The following is a 17651-nucleotide window of genomic DNA, read 5'->3' as shown; positions in this document are numbered from 1 at the left end:
ACGGCTCTCGAAGTCTTGTCCAAACGACGCCTCGCATAGCCCTAGGGGACGGCCCCCCGGGCCGGGGGGCATGATGATGCTGGGGCCTCCCGACAGGCTCTAGCCTCATGGGTCAGAAGCCGTCACCGCGAGACAAGCACGTTTCCGACCTGCTGTTCCTTCGCTTGCTTACTATTCCCGGATGTGTGCCCCAATTCCCCCGGTCTGCTGACGAAAGGCCGCAGGCGCCGCTCTGGAACGACCCCTGCGGCCGGCGCCGCGACGTTCCGCACGATCGGCGCGGCACGTCATACTACTAGCATAAGGGGCCGCCGAGGCGCGCTGTTAATAGCTCGCCGCCATCAAAACGGCGGCCCCAGCAGGGGGTCGGCTGCTGGGGCCGTTTGGGGTCCCGCTCCGACTTCAGGGGGGCTTTAGGGGTGCCGGAGCAAGGAGATAATTGGCATCTTTGCCATTTGTTCCCGACTCGTAAACTGCGCCGAAATATTATCTCGCGCCCATGCGCACGGCGTACGAGCTCTGCCTGGGTACCGCAGCCAAGCAAGTGCCTTCAGGGCCGGACTGGATTCACGAAAGGCGCGAGGGCTACCGGATGCTGGTCGTTCGGGAGGACACCCGCGTGCGGCTGCTCTCGCGAAATGGCGCCGGCCCAAGCGCTACCCCTGGATTGCTGAGGCAGCGTTGAAGAACCGGCAGAAGCGGTTTGTGATCGATGGTGAGGCCATCATCCTCGGCGTGGACGGCATCAGCGACTTCAACGCGGTTCACAGCCGGCAGCACGATTACGAGGTTCAGCTTTATGCCTTCGATATCCTCGCGATGGGCGGAGAGGATTTGCGGCCCCTCCCGCTCCATCGGCGCAAGGCAAATCTTCAGCAGCTACTGGCGCGCCGGCCGGATGGGATCAGCCGGGCACCCTTCGAGCGCGGCGAGATCGGCCGCGATCTATTCCGGGCTGCCTATCGCATGGGACTAGAAGACCTGGTTTCCAAGCAGCGCGACAAACCGTGTTGTCGTGGTCGGCAGAAGCACTGGATAAAAATCAAAAACCGAAGCCATCCGGCGATGAATCGCGAACTATAATCGGAGGAAAGTCTCTATGACTTGGTACGTGAAAGTACGGAGTGCCGATAAGACCGTAGCTTCAATCCTTAAGGATGTCTGGAACCCAGCGGTCGCTGACGTCGCTGAGTTTCGCAAAACTGGCCGTGAAGCGTGGATCGAAGATACGAATGGGCGCGTCATTGACGAGACCGCGGGCAAGGTAAAATCCTAAGACGTACGCACCAGCGTTTCCGGCGGCCTCACGTAAATTGCGGACGATGTTCGAACAGCCAGCCGCGACCGGTGAGATTCCCCGTTATCGATCCAGTCAGTTCGCGCGTGCCAAGGTACTACCACTCGGTCGAAGCGCTCGGAGGGCCCCAGTTCCACTTGCTTGGCACATAGGGAGCTGCATCATCGGCGGCGTGCTCCGCATCAGGCACCTTCGAGGGACGCGCCACGCGAGCCTGGTTTGAAGCGACCTTGTTTTGGTCGGTGCGCCCCGCAGAGGTCTGAGCGACATCATTTGGCATGCTGGACTCCCAAAAACGAATGGGCTTTTTAGCAGACGTCTGTCACTGACAGCTGTGACTGAATGGCCACATTCACTGCGATTTAGGAGTAGTTCGGAGCCCCCCGACAGCTTTTATTTTCAGTTGCCGTCCGCAGAACCTCTCGCATCAAGGAAGTGCAAACTCGTTTGACCCCAACTTGGTGCAGAAGCCCCATTTTGTGCCCACGCGTTTGGTTTCTTTGAGTGATTAGTGCGACCCGCGACCGTAATTCAACCGCGCGAACTGACTTAGTGGACATGCTGCGCGGCGTAGACAGCGATTGCGGCCGCCTGGTTTTCAGTCGAATAGCGCTGGTGTTCGGTCGATATCCACACGCTAGCCATCCTATCACGGCCGAACAGACGAGGGAAAACAGACCGCCCCACAGCCAAGAGCGCCCCGCGCGGCACTGATGGATCTTAGATACAGGAACGCCCAAAGCAGGGTTCCGTAGTTTCGCCTGAAATCGCCATTGAGCTTAGCGATCTTGGACAGATCGCAAGAGGTTTCGACTTCGTCAGCCATCACGCTGGCCTCCAGTAATTAGAGCCAGCATCCTATGAACCACTGTTTTGCCCGACGGAGCAAGCAAAATTCGGTAAATCAAAATATTTTGGGTGGCCCTTTTTCGATGTTGACCTATGGGCTGCGCTCTTAGATCGTGCACGGCACCCAACGTGTGGTTGTTGCATTGCATGATGCACACTTCTGACGTGCTTGAGTTCGGCCATGTCCAGGTTTGGAATGCTCGTCGAGCTGATCGGATACGGAGTGGCGCGTATCGTCCTGCCATTCCTGTCGTTGGGGCGGGTTTATGTCGAGGCGTTCAGCGCAACCCCGGAGCCATTGCGGTGGCCCGACTATCGCCGCGATGCGACAGGCCGGATCGAATTGCGACAAGCCGCGGCCGCATGGATCGGGTTCGGGATGTGCCTCTTGATGCTGCTCGCGATCATCGCCATGTTTCACGGCACGTTGTTCTGGGCACGGCTTGAATATCGGCAAATGGTAGCATAGCAGCTCGACCAAGAGCCGGTCTCTGAGCGGGCTGAATCCATGACCGGTACTCCAGGTACTCGAAGGAAAACGCGGCTACGAACGGCCCGTTCCTTTGCTCAGTCCTTTGAACGAGCTAAGCGCAACCCAAGAGGACGCGATGGCATCCGCTCCAGCAAACGAGTATCCGGCAAGCGCATGAGAACCGCGCCCGCAGACAGCGGGAGTCTCCGCTCACTCGCTTGCAATAGGTTGTTGAAATTTTTTTTATGACTTGTTTTCGCGTGAAGTGACTTTATCTCCGCGCCATGGATCTCAGTGACACCCAGGACTACGCGATTCAGGCAAAGCTAGCCGGAGTAATAGGCGCCACTGTATTCGATCGCGTGTTCGCTGGCGTCAGATTTGCTGAAGTGGATGGACCGCTTTTGTACGTCCATGCGAAGGACGAAAGCATCGCCGCGGAGATCGAAGATGACTTCGCCTTGGTGATTGCGGATTTGGCTACGGAGATCTTGAAACAGGTGATTGAGGTCGTCGTCGTGCTGCCCAAAGTATTTCAGTAACGGCTCTCACACCTAGTTCCGAGGGCTAGATTGACGAAGGTAGTCAAACCATAGGTGCTCCCCGACCACCCGCGTTGAGCGTAGAGGCTCCCGACCTCTGTTCAACGGCTCCACGTTTTGGGCTGCATCAACCGGGCGCGGCTTTCAAGCAGCCTTTTGGGGTTGACCAGTTTTTCCCGATACCTCAAGCTATTTATGGGCAGGGTTTCGAGGAAGCGTAATGCCGAAAACCCTTTTGGACTTCCGAGCGCAGAATCTTCGTTTACTTGAGCGGCTGTGCCCCGATGATCCTCGCTACATTCAATCCTGGATAAAGCAGTTCGACGAGCAGAACGGCATTAAACCCAAAGCGCCTCCAAAGCGAGGTGCTGCTCCACGTTCGAAAAACGTATCCCTCGCCCGGACCAACTAGGCTGCCGAGGCCTAGGCCCCTAGACTTCGATGCAAGCTCGCGATCGATGATCATTTGGACGCGACGCTCAGCTAACAAGGCGAGACGGGCATTTGTCTGTTGCTTCGCGTCTCGCCGCCCGTTTCGAATCTCCAATTCCAAGAGTGGGATCCAGAACGGATGAGCGAATAAGGTACCCCGCGATAAACTCCGGCCAGCTTTCGTTGTCTCAGGTGAGAAAGCGCGTTCGCGCGAATGGACTTTGGGCCCGCACAATAATCGTTGCAGGCCAGCAAACTGAGCCAGCCTTACCTTCCACCTGCGATCACACGAAAGCGAGGAGCTGACTGTTTGTCAGGCGGGACGCGAACCGGTGTGAGCTTTGTATCGGTCCGCTGAACGCGTTTGCAGTTCGGGCAAAGAAAGAGGTGGGCGATTAACGGATCGGGGGTGTCTGGCACCAACTCCGAGCGAAACCATCTCATGGTAATTCGGCAATTCGGACAGTCTTGGGCTTCGAGATGCCCCAACGCTTTCTTCAGCCGATCCATGGTCGCCCGCTCTGATCGGGAAATAGTAGCAGGGACATTGGATCGTGGAGTACCAAACGATACGCAACGGCAAATTAGGCACGGAAAAAGCAGCTACCACGTAGCCGCAGGCTCGCTTTCGCACAGCTTCCTAATATTTCCTAACCAATTCACATAGAGCAATGCGATCCGGAAAGCCGGGGTGGATAATCGTCGGACCGGGGTTGGTTGAATAGTTCACGTAGATCGTTTCACCCGGTTCATTTGACCGCGCGCGGGCCGCAGCGATTGACCTTGCTGCGGCCTTCGTCGTCCCGCGCGAGAGCGGGAGACGGATAGGTCTCGCGCCACCCTTTCGCGCATGCCTCCAGATCTAAGCTATTCTATCACCTTATCAGCCATCGCCAGCACGGTTTCAGGAATCGTCAGGCCGAGAGCCTTTGCGGTTCGCAGATTAACGGCGAAAACGAATTTGGTCGGCTGCTGGACGGGCATTTCGGCAGGGGTGCCGCCCTTCAAGATGCGATCCACATAATGGGCCGCCATGACGAACAGCGGTAGGATGTCCGGTCCATAACTCATCAGGCCGCCGAGCTCGGTGTAGCTGTTGACCTGGAAGACGGTGGGAATGCCGTGCTCGAGGGCGACGGCCGGAAGCGCTGGCCTGACCGGGTCAGCAAGGACATACGCGACGTCGACGTTCCCAGCCTTCATCTCCGCAAACGCCTTCTTCAGGTCCTCAGGGTTGGGCGCGACAAACCGTCCGGCTGACATCCCGATTCTGGCTGCGGCCTTGCTTGCGACTTCGAAGAGCTGCGGGTGCGTCGGGTTATTTGAAATCAAGACAGCGAGGTTCTTCGCACCCGTGAATACGAGTCGAATGATATCAAGCGTCTTGGCTGTGGTATCGCCAAACATGTTGGCGACGCCTGTGATGTTGCCGCCCGGACGTGCGAAACTCCTGATGAACCCGGAGCTAATCGGATCGGTCGATGGGGACATGACGATGGGAATCGATGATGTGGCCATCTGGGCTACCGCTATCGCGGGAGTGGCCTCCGCAACGATCACATCGGGCTTCAGCGAAAGAAGCTGTTGCATAAGTTCGGGGAGCTCTGAATAACGACCATTAGCGTCCCGAACATCGAAAACGAGATTTCTGCCCTCTTGGTATCCGAGTTGGCGAAGGGTCTCTTTCATGACTGGAACGGTGACCGACGCTCGCCCGGATGCAAGGTATGCTACGCGCCAGACGCGCGTTTTTTGAGCGCAGGCTTTCCGCATGCAAAGGCTCAGGCAGCCAACAAGCACCAGTCGACGTGAGATTGTGCAATCCATGACGATCACTGCCGTTGATTGCTGCCGCGGACAAATAGCATGGCGCGTGGACTTCGTCAGCTTACGACCATCTGTGGTTTCGACCAACTCCGCGTAGGAGGGGGGCGTCGCGCGGGCCGCATGCTCGGCTTCCAAGCACCCGGCCTCGCCTTAGGCCGGCCAATGAGAGACCCTAGCTGAGGCGACCTACTCCTCCGTTAGCTTTTTTTCGATGTAGGCGTTCACTGCCTCCGCAAAGTTGTGCAGCGCGCCTAGTACGGCCTCGGACTGGGCTAGTACGTCCAGCTGGATCGGCGGAAGGCCACTCTTGCGAGCCGCGGCAGGGGTCGCTTCCAAGTAGTCGTTAATGGCTCGCTCAGCCAACGGGATGCATTTCGCGTCGCCCTTGGCGATCAGCTTCCGGAGGATGGTTTTGCAGTTCTCGAGGTGAGGCATGCCCGAAATATGCCTAAGAGACAGTCATTCATCCAGTTCTTTTGGGAACGGCTCGTAGGTTCTGCGACCTAGGAAGGTATCCGGCGAGGGGAGGCTAAGCGCCTCAACGGCTCGAGGCCACGACGTCGCGCATTCTGGCGTTCTGTGTGGCGATCCGCACGGCCAGGTCCTGCAGGCGAGCGACGTTGGGGTGTTCGGCCATAGCTGGCACTCCCTTCGCTGTGAAGGCGGGAGCACAATAAGGTTTCTAAGCCACCGACGCCTACGGACAGATCCGATGGAGGAGTTCGAGCGAAGAACCCGCCGACCTGACAGCCGGCGGGCGGGTACACGCTACCAGTTCGAAAGGTCGCTCCCTTCTCGCGCTGCCTTCCAAGATTGGCGTCCCTGGCAAACAAGATTGGCTTCCCTGGCAAAAGCGTTTAGCGGACAACCTGCCAGCGATGTTGAACGTTCCTAGCACTATGGCCGCGGCAAGCCCCAGCCTATGGTCCGCCCTCCGACGGACCCCACCCGCGACGCGCTTGCGCAGAGCAGGAGAAACAGCGCGCGCTCCGCCTTGTACCTAGCGGCAGCGCGGCTGCACTCCGAGCCGGACATCACGACCTCGCCTCCAGCTGCGCAGACGGCCCACTTCCATCGGCCGCGCCCGCGTCGCTTCAACACGACATCGAAGCCCGCGTAGTTCTCTTCGCCGGTTCGAGTGTTCATGCCGCGATCCGTCCCGGCAAGCCGCCGTAGAGCTGGTCCAGAAGCCGCTGCTCGCGTTCGATCCGGCTCGGGTAAAGTTCTCGCTCCTTCTCGGTCGTGGCGTGGGCGAGCAGCAGCCGATAGTGAGCTATGACCTTCTCGCTGCCGCGGATCAGCATGTCCCGCACGGCAATCATGGCGCAGCCCCCGTTGTCGCGGGCAAGACCGCTGTCGCGGGCATGGTGAGCGCGATGGGAAACGTCTGACTAGTCAACGCCTCCAGGGCCGAGCTCTCCTCGGAGAGACGCCTTTCGATGAACTGGCGCTCGAGGGCCGAGAGCCGCGTCTTTAGAAGTCTTCGATAGCGGTGGACGTTGTTGCGGTGCGCACGGATGCGGGCAAGTTCTTCATCGAGCATCTTCGTCACTCCTCACCGTCTCCTAGGCCGCTGCACGCTCGACCGACCGCAAGCGCATCGGATTGCCCCCGGGAGGATGCCGGGGGCCTTCGTCAAGCGCGCAAAGCGCCTCCAAAATCTCGTCGATCGTGACCGGCGCCTTCAGCCCCTCGGGGGCCCGCAGTGACGGGCACGATGCGATCGCAGAAGCGTCCGATGCCCTCGAAGCCAGGATGGCACGTTTCTCGGACGGGCTGAGAGAAGGATGAGAGACCACGTCCCGGGGATGCTCGAAAACCGTACCGGGATGGATGATGGCGTTGAGATCGACAACGTTGTCGTGAAAAGCGGTCGTCGGCCGCATGGCTTCCTCCATTTCCAAGACGAGTTGAGGGGAGAGCCGCGCGGAAGGCCCGCGCGGCTTTGGTCGCTGATCAGCAGGATGGCCTCAGGCCGCCTTGGATTCGATCTGCGCCACGTTACTCGGCACGGCGCCGTTGATCGCAATGCGACGCGGCTTCATCGCCTCGGGGATCTCCCGCTGCAGATCGATGACCAGCAGGCCATTCTCGAAGCTGGCGCCCTTGACCTCGACGTGGTCGGCCAGCGTGAACTGGCGCTTGAAGTGGCGAGCGGAGATGCCGCGATGCAGGAAGGTCTTGCCCTCCTTCTCGCTCTTGTGGCCTTCGAGCGTCAGGACGTTCTGCTCGACCGTCAGGACGACTTCGTCCGGGCTGAAACCGGCGAGCGCCACCGAGATCAGGAAGCGGTTCTCGTCGAGACGCTCGATGTTGTAGGGGGGATAGGTTTCCTCGCCCGCGCGCTGGGCGGCTTCGGCGAGATCGAAAAGACGGTCGAAGCCGATGGCCGACCGGAACAGGGGCGAAAAATCAACAGTGCGCATAGCCAGATCCTCCTGGGAGCAAAATGGTTACGAGCGGCACCGGACACGACCGGTGCCCGTCTCAATGGCGGGACCCGAACGGCATCCCGATCGTCGTACGACGACGCCGAAAAAATTTGGAAGCCAGAGAAAAGTTTCAAGACCCACAAACGATTTTTTTTTGCACGAGGAAGCGCGATGGTTAAAACTGCTATTCCCGACCTTCCTGAGCGCCGCCCGCAGCCTGGCCGCGTGCTGCCGCTCGACGGCGTCGAGGGGCACCTGCGCTTTCGCCATCGCCTTCTCGCGTCACTCCCGCTCCGAACGTCTTGAGCTTCCGCGGCAAGCCTCCGAAACTAGCGCCGGCACGCGACCCAGAGGCCGACCAGGAACGCCGCGAACAGCGATCGCGCTTATCGCACCGGTCGCTGCGAACACTGGAGCTCGCGGCGTTCGGCCGCGTCCTCGAGAGCTTCGACAGTATGAGACGCTACGCCCCCCTGAGCGGACGCATGTAGGGAACGGCTCCCGCGCACAAAAAGGCGCCCGCAGACAGAAATAATCTCGCATCGACCGCATTGCATGTTTTTCCCGAATGGTTAGTTCAATGCGTTCCGGTCAAGCCAAGACACCCTCACATCAAAAATCACGACCGGCACTCGGCGAGGGTCTGGTCCAGGTGCTTTTCCTCGTCTCAGTCACGGCCGCGATGACCGCATGGCTTTACTTTCTCTTTTGCGTGCTGACTTCGGTCGCGGCTTGGCTCTTGGCGTGAGCCTCATGAGCGCGGATGCCAGCCATTCGCGCCCTCAGGATTGGCTCGAACGACGACCGCTTTCAAGCTCCATCTCGCGCGTACTAGGATTTAGGCGCGCTTCACCTGGGCTCGAGCATCGGCATGAGTGGGCCACTCAAAATTAGCAAATATCAGCTTTTGAGTTCCGAAAAATTACTGTCAGTAATTGCCCTGAAGTGTTTGACGACAGTGCCTGTGCTTTGCTGATGCACGTCCAAACGGACACCAATTGCTGTCCAGCGAACAAGGATGCTTGCCATGCCGCGTTACTTTTTCGACCTGCTGGAAGACGATGTCGTCGCTGTGGATGAAGAAGGCTTGGAGCTTTCCAGTTTTCGAGCTGTGCAGGCCGAAGCTGCCAAGTCGCTCGCCGACATGGCTCGCGACGCACTCCACAGCTTCCCGCCCGCGATCGGTCGGCAAGACATGGCTATTGAGGTCCGCGATGAATTGGGACCCCTGATGCAGGTCAAGCTCACGTTCGAGGTCGAGGCCCTGAGGTCAAACTAGAGCAACGGCAAAGACCGACCCACCAGCTGTCGGCCGGGGGAGAGACTTTGACCGAAAAAACTAGGAACTTCGAATTGGCCGCGCGATTGTCTGAGCCATGCCGAGGTTCTTCTTCGATATTCATGATACCCGCGAAATTACCATGGATGACGACGGCATTGACCTTACTGGCACCGATGCCGTGCGGCGACTCGCGATGGAAGCTCTCGCACAAGCAATCCTGGATGGCGCAAACGAATGTTCAACAGGTACAACAAAGGTGGTCGTACGGGACACCATCGTCGTGTCGTGCTGCGGGCCAGCGCTGCAGTAGCTCTCGAAGAGAGCTAGTGTAGACGGAGCCCCGTGCTAGATCGCAGTCTCGGTCACAGCGCCTTCCTCACAACGGGAGCAGGGAGGAGCCAAGCTAAATCGCTTCTCTTTTGGGCGTTCCTAGTGTTCTTGACGAAGTCCGCTCGATGTCGATTCCTTGATCTGCATTACGTGCTCGCTTGAGCAAGGCGTTACGTTCGTCTCCCGCCGGCTTTCCGTCTGCGCGCTTACGCATATCCTGGGCAAATTGCTCAAGCCGCGCCTCGAGAGAATCTATCTGCTTGAACCGCCCGCGCTTCAGTCCCATCGCATGTTCCTTTTGCTGACGAATTGATTGTACATCGGCGTGTAGACAGCCGCAGGAACATAAGTCCTCGCTTCGCTCCTCGCAACTGGTGCTAGACATCGCGCATGTCCAAAGCCACCCCACGCAACGCACGCGCTCGCGGTCGGCGTTGCCTTCGCCGTTCACACCGACGACTACGATCCGGCCCCGAGAGCACGGACTGCAGCACTCGGCGCGCATTGAAGACGCTGAAGCCGGTGGTGGAAGCCGGTCCGGTCATTGTCCTGTCCGGCCAGGAAATTCTCTATGAAGAAGTTCGCCGCTGCCGGCGGTGGTAAGTCGGCGCAGATGATGAAGCCGCCTGAGGCGGAACGCGTTGCGGGCTTCAAGATCGGCGGGATCAGCCCTTTCGGGCAAGGAAGACTCGTGCGCACCGTGGCTGAGCAGGGCGCACTTGGGCAGGAGCAGGTCTATATCAATGGCGGTCAACGTGGCTTAGCAGGTTCGGCTCAAACCCGCCGACGTGCGCGACGTTCTGAAGGCAGTCGTGGCCAGCGTCGTCGCCTGAGCAGGACGGGGTCATTGGTGAGACAATTGCGCCGCACAAAAATGTCAGGCCTCGCGTAGCTTTATTTTATTCGCCCGCTCGCGTCCATTGAGCCCTGCACAGCCGCATCAAACTATGGTAGAATGCTATATCCGCTGAAAAAAACCGCGGGGAAAACAGGGAGGACGACATGCGGGCGACTGCGTTAAGAGTCCTTGGCTCGCTGGCCGTAGGACTTTTTTTTATGTCGGCAATCGCGACGGCCGCTGAACCGCCAAAGGAGATGAAGCTCTACGTCTTCTCTTCGGGAGCGCTCAATCTCGACAAGTCGATCATTCAGAACGGCAGTAGCGGCAAGGTCCAAATTCCTGTCGGCTTCTTCCTGATCCGACACCCCAAGGGCGATGTGCTGTTCGATTGCGGCAACAACGACCGCATTATCAAGGACCCCGACTATTGGGGGCCGTTCGTGAAGGCGCTTGATCCGGGTCGTTCGCCCGACATCGCCATCGACGCTCAGCTTTCCAAGATCAACGTCACGCCATCTGACATCAAATATGTCATCCTCGGTCATTTCCACGTCGATCACGCCGGCAACATCGGCAAGTTCCTGGATTCGACCTTCGTGTACCAGCGCGACGAGATGAGGAACGCGTTCTGGCCTGCGCCGGGCTACGCGACCTTCTTCATCTCTGACGATTTCGCCATGCTGCGCAACAGCGTCGGCGGGGGGATGCCATCCAAGTACAAGACCATCGAGCTCGACGGCGATCTCGACCTGTTCGGAGACAATAGCGTCTTCATCCACCGCACCGTGTCGCACACGCCCGGAAGCCAGATCCTGGTGGTGCGCCTGCCGAAAACTGGCACGGTAGTGCTGACCAGCGACGCTGTTTATCTTCAGGAGAACCTGGACAAGAACATCCTGCCGAGCATCGGCAGCGTCTATGATCCTGTCGGCATGCTCGATGCCTACGCCTGGGTGAAGCGGGTTCGCGACACCGAGGGCGCCGACATCATCTATGCCCACGACCCCGATACTTTCAAGGCGCACAAGCACTCGCCCGAATTCTACGAGTGAGTGGTAGTAGCCTGGGGACATCCCGCAGGAGTCGTCATCCCGGGCCTTCGCGCCCGGGATTTTGCTCGCTAGTCTTGCGCGGTGCCGGCCAGAGGGGGTCTAAACGTTCCATGCTTCCGGCTGACTCTCCGGTCGTTCTCGCCGAGCGCGTCACAAAATGGTACGGGCCGCGACGCGCCGTCGCCGACGTGTCCTTTGCGATCGCGCCGGGGGAGATTGTCGGCCTGCTCGGGCCGAACGGGTCCGGCAAGAGCACGATCTTCCGCATGCTCACGGGCTACCTGGTTCAAACCTCGGGACGTATCGAGATCGCCGGCCACGACGTGGTCGAGGATTCCCTCGGCGTGCGTCGCGCCATCAGCTATGTGCCGGAAGATGCACCGCTCTACGACCACATGCGGGTCGACGAATTCCTGCATTTCATGGCCGGTATCAAGGGGTTGCACGGGCCGAAGGCGAGGGCCGCGATCGACGAGGCGGCGGATCGGCTGGACCTTGCGCGCGTCATGAGGCTCACGACTGGCAAACTGTCCCGTGGCTTTCGCCAGCGTGTCTCGATCGCGCAGGCTCTCCTGGGCGATCCAAAAGTTCTGGTGCTGGACGAGCCGACCAGCGGGCTCGATCCGCACCAGGTGATCGGCGTGCGCGACCTGATCCAGTCGCTGGCCGGACGCCACACCGTGTTGCTGGCCTCGCACATCCTGCCCGAGATCGAGAAAATTGCCTCGCGCGTGATGATCCTGCTCGACGGCGTGCTCTTGACGTCCGATGCGCTGAAAGATGCCACACAGGATCAAACGTTGCGCCTGTCGGTAGACGCGTCGGAAGAGGCCGTCCACGGCGCGGCGAAGGTCGTCGCCGGCGTGCGCGAGGTTGTCGCGGATCCCGAGGGTGCCGGACGCTTCCTCGTCAGGGCGCAGCGGCGTCCGTCGCTCGCAGCCGAGCTGGTCTCCGCACTGGTCGCCGCGCAAATCCCGGTGCGCGAGCTGACCGAGCTGCGGCCCGATCTCGAGCGGGTGTTTCTCAATCTCACCCGGCGACCGGAGGCGGCCGCATGAGAAGCTTCGCGGTGCTGCTCGGGAAGGAAGCGACGGCGCTGTTCTCCTCACCGATCGCCTACGTGCTGATGACGGTGTTCCTGCTGATCATGGGCTACAGCTTCACGCTCACCCTGTTCCTTAGCCACCAGCCCAGCATGGTGCACATCTTCTTCCAGATGTTCGTGCTGTTCATGCTGACCGTACCGCTGATCACCATGCGACTGTTCGCGGAAGAGCGGAAGCTCAAGACGCTGGAGGTTCTCCTGACCGCCCCGCTCTCCGAAGTCGCGATAGTGCTGGCGAAGTTCTTGGCGGCGATGAGCCTGATCGTGGTCATGCTCGTGCTGTCGGGGGCCTACGCGGCCGCGCTCGCCTGGTTCGGCGATCCTGATTTCGGGCCGATCTACAGCGGCTATTTCGGGTTGCTGCTGTTCGGATCGGCACTGGTCGGCACAGGCCTGTTGGCCTCGGCGCTGACGGCCAACCAGGTGATCGCCGCGCTGATCTCGCTCAGCGTGTTCCTCCTGCTCTGGATCATCGACAATTTCGGCTGGCTGCTGCCGAGCCCCGCGGACACGCTGGTGGTGAACCTGTCGCTCTCGGTCCATTTCCGCCCCTTCGCCGTCGGCTCGATCTATCTGTCCGACGTGGGCTTCTTCCTCAGCGTCACCCTGCTGACGCTGCTGTTGACAGCCCGCGCACTGGCACGGCGGTGAGAGGCGCAGGCGATGAGCGGATCTGTTAGATCGAATGTCGCTCTCCTCGTCCTGGCGGTTGGCGCCATCCTCTGCGGCGCGCTCGGATTCGCGGGGCTCGGCGAGACTGCATCGAACATCCTCTTGTTCGTCGCCTGCGCTTTCGCGCTGTTCGCACTCTTCATGCTGGCAATCCGACTCCCTTTGCGCGGCGGCGGCTCGCGCTGGTCGGCCTGGATCGGGAACGCGTCGATCGTTGTCGCGGCGATCGCGGCGGTCTTCGGCGCCAACACGGCGCTCTATCGCCACGACGTGCATTTTGACGTCAGCCGGGAAGGTCGCAATACGCCGCCGCGACAGCTCACTGACGTGATTTCGCAACTGCGCACACCGCTCGCGCTGACCTATTTCTACAATGCGAGCGATGCCAACGCGATTGCGGTCCGCGACCTCGTTCAGACCGCGTCGCGGAATCATCCGCTGCTCGCCTTCCGCGCGATTGATCTCGACAAGGAGCCCGGCCTTGCCCGCGACCTCGGTGTGCGCGCCTACAACACCGCCGTGCTGCAGGCCGACGATCGCAAGATCCTGGCCGAAAACGTCATCGATCCCGCCCGCATCGGCTATGCGGCGTTGCGCGTGCTGCGCAAGCACGTGGAGACTGTGTGCTTCGTCACCGGCCACGGCGAGACGTTCCGCCCGCTGCCTTCGCATTTTCATTTCAGCCATGTCGAGACTTTGAAGGGGCACGAGGCGCCGGGCGCCGGCGACGTGCTGGAAACGGCGCCCGAGCAACTCGACCGGCTCTTGCTTGCCCTCGACCAGATCGGCTTCGAGATGCGCGAGCTCGTCACGGCGACGGCGTCCAGAATTCCAACTGACTGCTCGGTGGTCGCCGACATCGGCCCGCGCACAGCCTTTGCCGCTGAAGAGGCGGCGCTGCTCGGCGATTATGTAAGAGGTGGAGGCAGGCTTCTGCTCCTGATCGATCCGCTGTCCCAGCTCGATGGCGATTTCGAGCGATTGCTGCTCAAGCCCGTCGGACTATCGAGCGAGGCCATGATCGTCATCGATCCCCTCAATCATTTCCGTACCGATGCGGACAAGGTCGCCGTGCCCTATTATCCGCCGCACCCGATCACGAAGCGTCTGGCGCTGACCGTGTTTCCGCAGGCGCGGCCGATCGCGGTGGCGCAGCCGCCGTCCGGGGTCAGCTTGATCGTGCTTGCTGCGAGCAGCCAGGATAGCTATTTGCGCTCGCCCAAGTCTGCTCCCGCCGCGACGGAGAGAGACGCGACGAACACGCGGCGGAGCGCACAGCCGCTGGCGGTCGCGCTGGAAGGCAGCTGGCCGGAGGCCTCGCCGGGCAAGCGCTTCCGTCTCGTCGTGGCCGGCACCAGCAAGTTCGCAAGCAACGAATATTTTCCCTACGTCTCCAATGGCGAGCTGTCGCTTGCCATGCTGCGCTGGCTTGCCGAGGATGATGCCACGCCGAGCGTCGCACCGCAGACCTTCAAGCTGCCGGAGATCGTGTTGACCAGCACCCAGATGCGCGACACTTTCATCGTGCTGGAGGTGCTGCTGCCGCTGAGCACGGCTCTGTTCGGTGTTGCGATGTGGTGGAGGCGACGGTGACGGACGGGGCGGCTGAGCGCGGGATGACCCGATGGCTGATGCCGCTCCTCGCTGTGTGCCTGCTGGCGCTGCTGGGTGTCCTGATCGTTAGCGGGCGATGGCCGGAGCTGCGCAGCAAGGTCGCATTTGCGCCGAAGGGCCTCGTGACCATCGCGCCCGCCGACGCGCGGCGGGTGGAGATTCGTTCGGGTCGCGGGAGCGTTGTCCTGCTTCGCAAAGCCGGCGAGTGGATGATCGAGGGGATGGATGGCGCCGTGCCGGCCGAGCTCGGATCGCATCTCGAAACGGCGCTGCGGCTAGTCGCCGTCAGCGAGCCCGCGCGCGAAATTCCGGCCGCCGAGCTCGCTGTGGAAAAATTCGCTGCATTTGGGCTCGACCCGCCCGCAACCGTGGCCGTGATCGAGACGGCCGATGGTTCGACGATCTCCGTGAATTTGGGCGCGCTCAATCCGGCGAGCACCTCTCATTATGTCCGCATCGCCGGGCGTCCCGCTGTGTACCTGATGCCGCGTCATTTCGGCGAGGAGTGGTGGGTTACGTTCGATATGGCGCGCCGCCTGCGCGGCCCGACTGGGCCGGATGCCGCAAGCCGTGGCAAGAGCTTGTTGCTGCCCATCTCTGTGGCGCAGGTGTGGGCGTTCGAGATCGTCTTCGCGGGCAAGCTCACCCGCTTCGAGCGTGACATTGACGGTAACTGGTTCCGGCACCTCGGCCAGCACAACCACGCCGCCGGTAATGTTGTGCACGTCGCCGATCCCGAGCAGGCCCGCGTCATCGACGCGGCGCTACGCGCGTTCGATTCCGCCGCAGTCGAGACGCGCGTCGGACCGGCTGATCCGTCGCAAGTCGCCCGCTATGGGCTCAACCTGCCGACCCTCATCGTGCTGGTGTTCTCGCGCGATGCGGCCGCGCCGCTGGCAAGACTAGAGTTCGGCGTATCCGCCGATAGTCTCGACCGCTACGCACGGCTCGCGCCCAATGGCGCGGTGGTCACCGTCGCCGAGTTCGAGATGCGCCGCTTGACGGAGCTGCTCCGTGCCATCGGAGCGGGATCGTGAACTTAGCTCGCCTCCTGCTGCTCGGCTTTGTTCTGCTCAGCTTGGGCGCGCCGGTTCGCGCGCATCAGGTCAACCTTTCGACAGCGCGCGTGGCGCTGACCACCGATCGCACCGTGACCGTCGAGGTCGCGCTCAAGGGCAGCGACATGGACCGGCTCATCGGCACCAAGATCTACGACGCAAAGGAAGACGTGGTCGATCCCGGCGCGGTCGATGCGGCCGCTGGGTCGATCCTCGCCTACATGAAGGCACATCTCGCCGTATCGGGGACCGAAGGGACGGCCTGCGCCCCCGGGATTCCGGCCATCCTGGCCGATGGGGACGGTGTCATCTATCGCAACAGCTTTGCCTGCGAGGGCGTTGCCGGCGACATCGTCTATCGCTCAACCGTCCTGACCGAGAAGGATCCGACCGCGCGCCAGGTGGTTCTGGTCACGCAGGGCAAGTCCGAAGCGCAGGCGCTGCTCGATGCCGGCAATACCACCGTCACACTCTCGGCGCCGGCGCCGCCGCTAGGGTCGACAATGCAACGCTATCTCCTCACCGGTATCGAGCACATCTTTCTCGGCTACGATCACATCGCCTTTCTGATCGCGGTCGTGCTGTGGGCGCGCCGGCTCGTTCCGGTCATCAAGATCGTCACCGCCTTCACCGTCGCCCATTCGATCACGCTGTCGCTGGCGGCGCTCGACCTCGTCGTGATCCCGAGCCGCGTTGTGGAGCCAGCGATCGCGGCCTCGATTATGTTCGTTGCCGTTGAGAACTTCTTCTCGCGCGACATAGACAGGCGCTGGCGCGTGGCCTTCCTGTTCGGCCTAATCCATGGCTTCGGCTTCGCCGGAGCGCTTCATGAGGTCGGTCTGCCGACGGATGCGATCGTGCCGGCGCTTGCGGCCTTCAATATCGGTGTCGAAATCGGCCAAGTCGCGATCGTCGCGATCGTGCTCCCGGTGCTCGACCTGTTCGACCGGCTGATCACGACTGACCGCGCCAAGCCGATGAGAGCGACTGGGCTGGTCTATGCCGTATCCGCTGTGATCAGCCTGCTCAGCGGCTATTGGCTTTTCATGCGCATGGTCGAGGCCTGACGCGTCGCGGATTCATCATCCCGAGTATTCTTGATGCCCGGGCAGCGGCATAGCAAGCCCGGCCCGCATCCTTTCGTGCCGCGAGGCGAACCATTGCTGCAGCTGCATGACTTGCGGAGCGGTCGGAGCCGAGCGCTTGACAGTATTCCTCACTAGGAAGGGGGCGTCGCGCGGGCCGCACGCTCGGCTTCCAAGGCCCCCGGCCTTGCCTTAGGCCGGCGTTCCGTGCGTCAGCGACGGCCATCGAGGACGACGAGAATCTCGATCACTAACCGCCATGCGTGACGTTTGGGTCTTCTGCCTTGCGAACACCACTAGCTCTGAACGCCGATCGCTGACCGGATGCACAGATCCGACCTTGAGCGTCGGTTCGACTGTCAGCGTGCAGCCACCACGGCACCGACGTGCGACCCGACTTCGAGCGAGGTGACGAGCGGCTTGCATCGTGGGCCTCCGAAAGAGCCGCTAACAAGGCCGCCAACTGAGGCGCCCCCTCGTTATATCTTTGCGATGTCACCGAACCTTAGCACGGGTCGTGTTGACAAATCCGATACCGGGGAATTGCTTTCCCCCGGGCTGGAACGCCGCCGCCCGCGCTCAATTTTAAGCGGGCGGCGTATTTGTTTCGGGGAACGGTCCCGGGCATCTCCGGGGCTGGTCCGAGACGCACCGAGACCGCCCGACGACCGACTCAGCCGGGCGCCGGTTGACACCGTCGCGCGGGGCAGTCACGCCCACAGTATAAAATTGTACAGTGTGTCCAATAAATCGTTTCTACA

19 protein-coding genes are annotated in these 17651 nt (G+C 61.0%); 12 read left to right on the top strand and 7 right to left on the bottom strand.

Annotation, left to right across the window (positions count from 1 at the left end):
- Positions 1 to 681 precede the first annotated feature (681 nt).
- The 3 genes from WN72_RS05260 (at position 682) to WN72_RS05250 (ending at position 3160) form a co-directional block, all read left to right on the top strand.
- Positions 682 to 1083 carry an ATP-dependent DNA ligase gene (locus tag WN72_RS05260; RefSeq protein ID WP_347337504.1) on the top strand — a complete coding sequence of 134 codons (402 nt, stop codon included), beginning with the start codon at positions 682 to 684 and terminating at the stop codon, positions 1081 to 1083.
- Positions 1084 to 2342: 1259 nt separating this feature from the next.
- A complete protein-coding gene (locus tag WN72_RS05255; RefSeq protein WP_143130845.1) occupies positions 2343 to 2615 on the top strand; it encodes a hypothetical protein in 273 nt (90 codons plus the stop codon).
- A 287-nt stretch (positions 2616 to 2902) separates the two neighbouring features.
- Positions 2903 to 3160 carry a hypothetical protein gene (locus tag WN72_RS05250; protein ID WP_092219638.1) on the top strand — a complete coding sequence of 86 codons (258 nt, stop codon included), beginning with the start codon at positions 2903 to 2905 and terminating at the stop codon, positions 3158 to 3160.
- Between the two features lie 1299 nt (positions 3161 to 4459).
- Here the strand turns inward: WN72_RS05250 and WN72_RS05245 are convergent.
- From WN72_RS05245 to WN72_RS05220, 6 genes are all read right to left on the bottom strand, one after another.
- Complete coding sequence (locus WN72_RS05245) at positions 4460 to 5281, bottom strand: ABC transporter substrate-binding protein (RefSeq protein ID WP_167381131.1); 822 nt, start codon at positions 5279 to 5281, stop codon at positions 4460 to 4462.
- Between the two features lie 324 nt (positions 5282 to 5605).
- Positions 5606 to 5854 (bottom strand): hypothetical protein, encoded by a 249-nt coding sequence (locus WN72_RS05240; protein ID WP_092219630.1) that lies wholly within the window; start codon positions 5852 to 5854, stop codon positions 5606 to 5608.
- A gap of 707 nt (positions 5855 to 6561) precedes the next feature.
- On the bottom strand, positions 6562 to 6741 hold the full coding sequence (locus WN72_RS05235) for a hypothetical protein (RefSeq protein ID WP_092219629.1): 180 nt from the start codon (positions 6739 to 6741) through the stop codon (positions 6562 to 6564).
- Positions 6738 to 6962 (bottom strand): hypothetical protein, encoded by a 225-nt coding sequence (locus tag WN72_RS05230; RefSeq protein ID WP_092219656.1) that lies wholly within the window; start codon positions 6960 to 6962, stop codon positions 6738 to 6740. The genes WN72_RS05235 and WN72_RS05230 overlap by 4 nt, the downstream gene beginning before the upstream one ends.
- A 22-nt stretch (positions 6963 to 6984) precedes the next feature.
- Complete coding sequence (locus tag WN72_RS05225; protein ID WP_092219654.1) at positions 6985 to 7305, bottom strand: hypothetical protein; 321 nt, start codon at positions 7303 to 7305, stop codon at positions 6985 to 6987.
- An 84-nt stretch (positions 7306 to 7389) separates the two neighbouring features.
- The gene (locus tag WN72_RS05220) at positions 7390 to 7845 is read right to left on the bottom strand and encodes an Hsp20 family protein (RefSeq protein WP_092219627.1); all 456 of its coding nucleotides are present in this window, start codon (positions 7843 to 7845) and stop codon (positions 7390 to 7392) included.
- Between the two features lie 1033 nt (positions 7846 to 8878).
- Between WN72_RS05220 and WN72_RS05215 the strand changes: the two genes are divergently transcribed.
- Both WN72_RS05215 and WN72_RS05210 read left to right on the top strand, forming a co-directional pair.
- Positions 8879 to 9130 (top strand): DUF6894 family protein, encoded by a 252-nt coding sequence (locus tag WN72_RS05215; protein ID WP_027561276.1) that lies wholly within the window; start codon positions 8879 to 8881, stop codon positions 9128 to 9130.
- A gap of 97 nt (positions 9131 to 9227) precedes the next feature.
- On the top strand, positions 9228 to 9443 hold the full coding sequence (locus tag WN72_RS05210; protein ID WP_092219626.1) for a DUF6894 family protein: 216 nt from the start codon (positions 9228 to 9230) through the stop codon (positions 9441 to 9443).
- A gap of 93 nt (positions 9444 to 9536) precedes the next feature.
- Here WN72_RS05210 and WN72_RS05205 read toward each other — a convergent pair whose 3' ends face one another.
- On the bottom strand, positions 9537 to 9749 hold the full coding sequence (locus tag WN72_RS05205; RefSeq protein ID WP_143130816.1) for a hypothetical protein: 213 nt from the start codon (positions 9747 to 9749) through the stop codon (positions 9537 to 9539).
- 285 nt (positions 9750 to 10034) lie between these two features.
- Between WN72_RS05205 and WN72_RS05200 the strand changes: the two genes are divergently transcribed.
- From WN72_RS05200 to WN72_RS05170, 7 genes are all read left to right on the top strand, one after another.
- Complete coding sequence (locus WN72_RS05200) at positions 10035 to 10355, top strand: YbaK/EbsC family protein (protein WP_430640405.1); 321 nt, start codon at positions 10035 to 10037, stop codon at positions 10353 to 10355.
- 164 nt (positions 10356 to 10519) lie between these two features.
- Positions 10520 to 11356: an N-acyl homoserine lactonase family protein gene (locus WN72_RS05195; RefSeq protein WP_167381130.1), complete on the top strand. Its 837-nt coding sequence runs from the start codon at positions 10520 to 10522 to the stop codon at positions 11354 to 11356.
- Positions 11357 to 11466: 110 nt separating this feature from the next.
- The gene (locus tag WN72_RS05190) at positions 11467 to 12414 is read left to right on the top strand and encodes an ABC transporter ATP-binding protein (RefSeq protein ID WP_092219622.1); all 948 of its coding nucleotides are present in this window, start codon (positions 11467 to 11469) and stop codon (positions 12412 to 12414) included.
- Positions 12411 to 13112, top strand: coding sequence for an ABC transporter permease (locus WN72_RS05185; protein WP_092219619.1), 702 nt, complete (start codon positions 12411 to 12413; stop codon positions 13110 to 13112). Before WN72_RS05190 ends, WN72_RS05185 begins: the two co-directional genes overlap by 4 nt.
- Positions 13113 to 13124: 12 nt before the next feature.
- Positions 13125 to 14726: a Gldg family protein gene (locus WN72_RS05180; protein ID WP_092219615.1), complete on the top strand. Its 1602-nt coding sequence runs from the start codon at positions 13125 to 13127 to the stop codon at positions 14724 to 14726.
- A complete protein-coding gene (locus tag WN72_RS05175) occupies positions 14708 to 15784 on the top strand; it encodes a DUF4340 domain-containing protein (RefSeq protein WP_143130815.1) in 1077 nt (358 codons plus the stop codon). Before WN72_RS05180 ends, WN72_RS05175 begins: the two co-directional genes overlap by 19 nt.
- Positions 15781 to 16872, top strand: coding sequence for a HupE/UreJ family protein (locus WN72_RS05170; RefSeq protein ID WP_092219609.1), 1092 nt, complete (start codon positions 15781 to 15783; stop codon positions 16870 to 16872). Before WN72_RS05175 ends, WN72_RS05170 begins: the two co-directional genes overlap by 4 nt.
- The last annotated feature ends 779 nt before the right edge of the window (positions 16873 to 17651 follow it).

This window comes from Bradyrhizobium arachidis (assembly GCF_015291705.1).
GTDB lineage: Bacteria > Pseudomonadota > Alphaproteobacteria > Rhizobiales > Xanthobacteraceae > Bradyrhizobium > Bradyrhizobium arachidis.
This window is presented reverse-complemented; position numbering and strand designations above follow the sequence as displayed.